At 72.8% G+C, this 3,850-nt stretch carries 4 protein-coding genes; all 4 read left to right on the forward strand.

The annotated features are described in order from the left end of the window. The coding region (locus tag ACFWOG_RS40010; protein ID WP_380364587.1) for a precorrin-8X methylmutase at positions 1–217 on the forward strand (217 nt) is incomplete at its 5' end. Continuing rightward, positions 214–1,740, forward strand: a complete 1,527-nt coding sequence (locus tag ACFWOG_RS40015) for a precorrin-2 C(20)-methyltransferase (protein ID WP_380364589.1) — start codon at positions 214–216, stop codon at positions 1,738–1,740. The genes ACFWOG_RS40010 and ACFWOG_RS40015, both read left to right, overlap by 4 nt. Positions 1,741–1,871: 131 nt before the next feature. After that, positions 1,872–2,105 carry a hypothetical protein gene (locus ACFWOG_RS40020; RefSeq protein WP_380364591.1) on the forward strand — a complete coding sequence of 78 codons (234 nt, stop codon included), beginning with the start codon at positions 1,872–1,874 and terminating at the stop codon, positions 2,103–2,105. 162 nt (positions 2,106–2,267) lie between these two features. Next, on the forward strand, positions 2,268–3,797 hold the full coding sequence (locus tag ACFWOG_RS40025) for a UDP-N-acetylglucosamine 1-carboxyvinyltransferase (protein ID WP_380364593.1): 1,530 nt from the start codon (positions 2,268–2,270) through the stop codon (positions 3,795–3,797). Positions 3,798–3,850 lie beyond the last annotated feature (53 nt).

A 3,850-nucleotide genomic window follows, 5' to 3' on the forward strand; every position in this document is an offset into this window, starting at 1 on the left:
GACCTCGCTCTTCCGGCTGCTGGAGATGATCGAGGCCGGCGCCCCGCGCCCGGCGGCGGTGATCGGTGTGCCGGTCGGATTCATCGGCGCGGCCGAGTCCAAGGAGGCCCTGGCCGTGCACCCCGCCGGCCTGGAGCACCTGGTGGTGCGCGGCCGGCGCGGCGGCAGCGCGATGGCCGCCGCTGCGATCAACGCGATTGCGAGCGAAGAAGAGTGACGAACCATCAGGACGACAGCGTGACGACCGGCCGGCTCTACGGGGTCGGCCTGGGCCCCGGTGACCCGTCGCTGGTGACCGTCCGCGCCGCCGAACTCATCGGCAAGGCCGACGTCGTGGCCTACCACAGCGCGCGGCACGGCCGTTCGATCGCCCGGTCCATCGCCGAGCGGTACCTGACGGCCGGTCAGATCGAGGAGAAGCTGGTCTACCCGCTCACGGTGGAGACCACCGACCACCCCGGCGGCTACCGGGGTGCGCTGGACGACTTCTACACGGAGGCCGCCGACCGGCTGGCCGCCCACCTGGACGCCGGCCGCGACGTCGTGGTGCTGGCCGAGGGGGACCCGTTCTTCTACGGCTCCTACCAGCACATGCACAAGCGCCTCGCGGACCGCTACCCGACCGAGGTGGTGCCCGGTGTGACGTCGGTCAGCGCCGCGGCCGCCCGGCTGGGCATGCCGCTCACCGAGGCCGACGAGACGCTCACCGTCATCCCGGGCACGCTGCCCGAGGAGGAGCTGACCGCGCGGATCGCCGCCGCCGACTCCGCCGTCGTCATGAAGCTCGGCCGCACCTTCCCGGCCGTGCGCCGCGCCCTGGAGCGGGCCGGCCGCCTCGACGACGCCCAGTACGTCGAGCGCGCCTTCATGGAGGGCGAGCGGACCGCCCCGCTGGCCTCGGTCGACGCCGAGACCGTCCCCTACTTCGCGGTCGCCGTGCTGCCCAGCAGGGTCGCGCCGCTGGAGCCCCCGGCGCCGGCCCTGGAGGGTCCGGGCAGTGTGACCGTGATCGGCACCGGCCCGGCGGGCCCGCTCTGGCTCACCCCCGAGGCGCGCGGCGCCCTGTCGGCCGCCACCGACCTGGTCGGCTACACCACCTACTTGGACCGGGTGCCGGTGCGCCCCGGTCAGGCGCGGCACGGCTCCGACAACAAGGTGGAGTCCGAGCGCGCCGAGTTCGCCCTCGACCTGGCCCGCCGCGGCCACCGGGTCGCGGTCGTCTCCTCCGGCGACCCGGGCGTCTTCGCGATGGCCACCGCCGTCCTGGAGGTCGCCTGCGAGGAGGCCTACCGCGAGGTGCCGGTCCGGATCGTCCCCGGCATGACCGCCGCGCACGCCGCCGCCTCCCGGGCGGGCGCCCCGCTCGGCCACGACTACGCGGTGGTCTCCCTCTCCGACCGCCTCAAGCCCTGGGACGTCGTCGCCCGTCGTCTGCGGGCCGCCGCCGAGGCCGATCTCGTCCTCGCGCTCTACAACCCCGGCTCGCAGTCCCGCACCACCCAGGTCGGCCGTGCCCGCGACCTCCTGCTGGAGTACCGGGCCCCGGAGACCCCGGTGGTCATGGCCCGCGACGTCGGCGGCCCCACCGAGCGCGTCCGCACCGTACGCCTCGCCGACCTGGACCCGGCCGAGGTCGACATGCGCACCGTCCTCCTCGTCGGCTCCTCCCAGACCCGGCACGTCACCCGGTCCCCCCACCCCGACGTCACCTGGACCCCCCGCCGCTACCCCGAGGCCTGACCTCCCGGCCGCGGCCCCTCGGGGTCCGACCCCCGGGCACCCCGCTCCGGCGGGGTGCCCGTCAGTCGCGGTAGATCTCGGAGCGGTGGCCGACCCTGACCGCGAGGACGAGTAGCAGGCCACCGTCGACGGTGGAGATCACCCTCGTCCCGGCGCTCCTCGACGAGGTGCATCAGCTCGCGCTCCTCCCACTGCCGGTGCTCGCGCAGGAGCCCTGTCGGGACGACGGCGGCCACTTCCCGCCCGCGGCGGCCACCGACCGGCGCGCGTTCCCGGATTCCGCGCTGATCGCGCCGGTGCGGGAGCGGCGGTCCGGTTCCACGGTGCGGGTCCGGGGTCGAGCCGGGTCGCGCCGCCGTCGGTGAGCCGTCGGGTCTGCTGACGGCTCCTTCTGTCTCGGTCGTGTCATAAGAACTTCGCTGTGATGTGAAGATCTGACGCCCATACGGGGAGGGAAACGGACAAATGTCGCGTCACATGGGAGCCCGATCCTGGCGCTATCTCAGTCATGAGATATGGTCTGGCAGGTGACAGGCGACTATCTCACCCGTATCGGCACCCTCATCCGCACCGCGCGTCAGCACCGCGGTTGGTCCCAGGCCCAGCTCGGCGAGGCCCTCGGCACCAGCCAGAGCGCGGTCAACCGCATCGAACAGGGCAAGCAGAACGTCAGCCTTGAGATGATCGCCCGCATCGGCGAAGCGCTCGACAGCGAGATCGTCTCCCTCGGCTACGCCGGCCCGATGCACCTGCGGGTCGCCGGCGGCACCCGGCTCTCCGGCGCGATCGACGTCCGCAGCAGCAAGAACGCCTGCGTGGCCATCCTCTGCGCCTCGCTGCTCACCACCGGCCGCACCACCCTGCGCAGCGTCGCCCGCATCGAGGAGGTCTACCGCATCCTCGAAGTGCTCAACAGCATCGGCGTCAAGAGCCGCTGGACCAACGACGGCCGCGACCTCGAACTCACCCCGCCCGTCGAGCTCGACCTCGACGGCATGGACGTCGAGGCCGCCCGCCGCACCCGCAGCGTGCTGATGTTCCTCGGACCGCTGATGCACCGCGCCGACCGGTTCGCCATCCCCTACGCCGGCGGCTGCGACCTCGGCACCCGCACCGTCCAGCCCCACCTGACCGCGCTGCGCCGCTTCGGCCTGGAGGTCGCCACCACCGGCGGCGCCTACCACGCCTCCGTCCAGCCCGGCACTCCGCTGGACCGGCCGATCGTGCTGACCGAGCGCGGGGACACGGTCACCGAGAACGCCCTGCTCGCCGCCGCCCGCCACGACGGCGTCAGCGTCATCCGCAACGCCTCGCCCAACTACATGGTCCAGGACCTCTGCTTCTTCCTGGAGAAGCTGGGCGTCAGGATCGACGGCGTCGGCACCACCACCCTCACCGTCCACGGGGTCCCCGAGATCACCTGCGACGTCGACTACACCCCCGCCGAGGACCCGGTGGAGGCGATGAGCCTGCTGGCCGCCGCCGTCGTGACCGGCTCCGAGCTGACCATCCGCCGGGTGCCGATCGAGTTCCTGGAGATCGAGCTCGCGGTGCTGGAGGGCATGGGCCTCGACTACGACCGCACCGCCGAGTACCCCGCCCACAACGGCCGCACCCGGCTGGTCGACCTCACCGTCCGCCCGTCCAAGCTGACCGCGCCGGTCGACACCATCCACCCGATGCCGTTCCCCGGCATCAACATCGACAACGTGCCGTTCTTCGCCGCGATCGCCGCGGCCGCCCACGGCACCACGATGATCCACGACTGGGTCTACGACAACCGCGCCATCTACCTCACCGAACTCACCCGTCTCGGTGCGGACATCAAGCTGCTCGACCCGCACCGCGTCCTCGTCCAGGGCCCGACCCGCTGGCGCGCCGCCGAGATGGTCTGCCCGCCGGCCCTGCGCCCCGCGGTCGTCATCCTGCTGGCGATGCTCGCCGCCAAGGGCACCTCGGTGCTGCGCAACGTCTACGTCATCAACCGCGGCTACGAGGACCTCGCCGAGCGCCTCAACTCCATCGGCGCGCAGATCGAGACCTTCCGCGACATCTGACGGAGCGCGTCCGTCGGCACGTCGGTTCGGTGCCCGGCCCGGGATCGGAGCTG

It is taken from the genome of Kitasatospora sp. NPDC058406, assembly GCF_042722765.1.
Lineage (GTDB): Bacteria > Actinomycetota > Actinomycetes > Streptomycetales > Streptomycetaceae > Kitasatospora.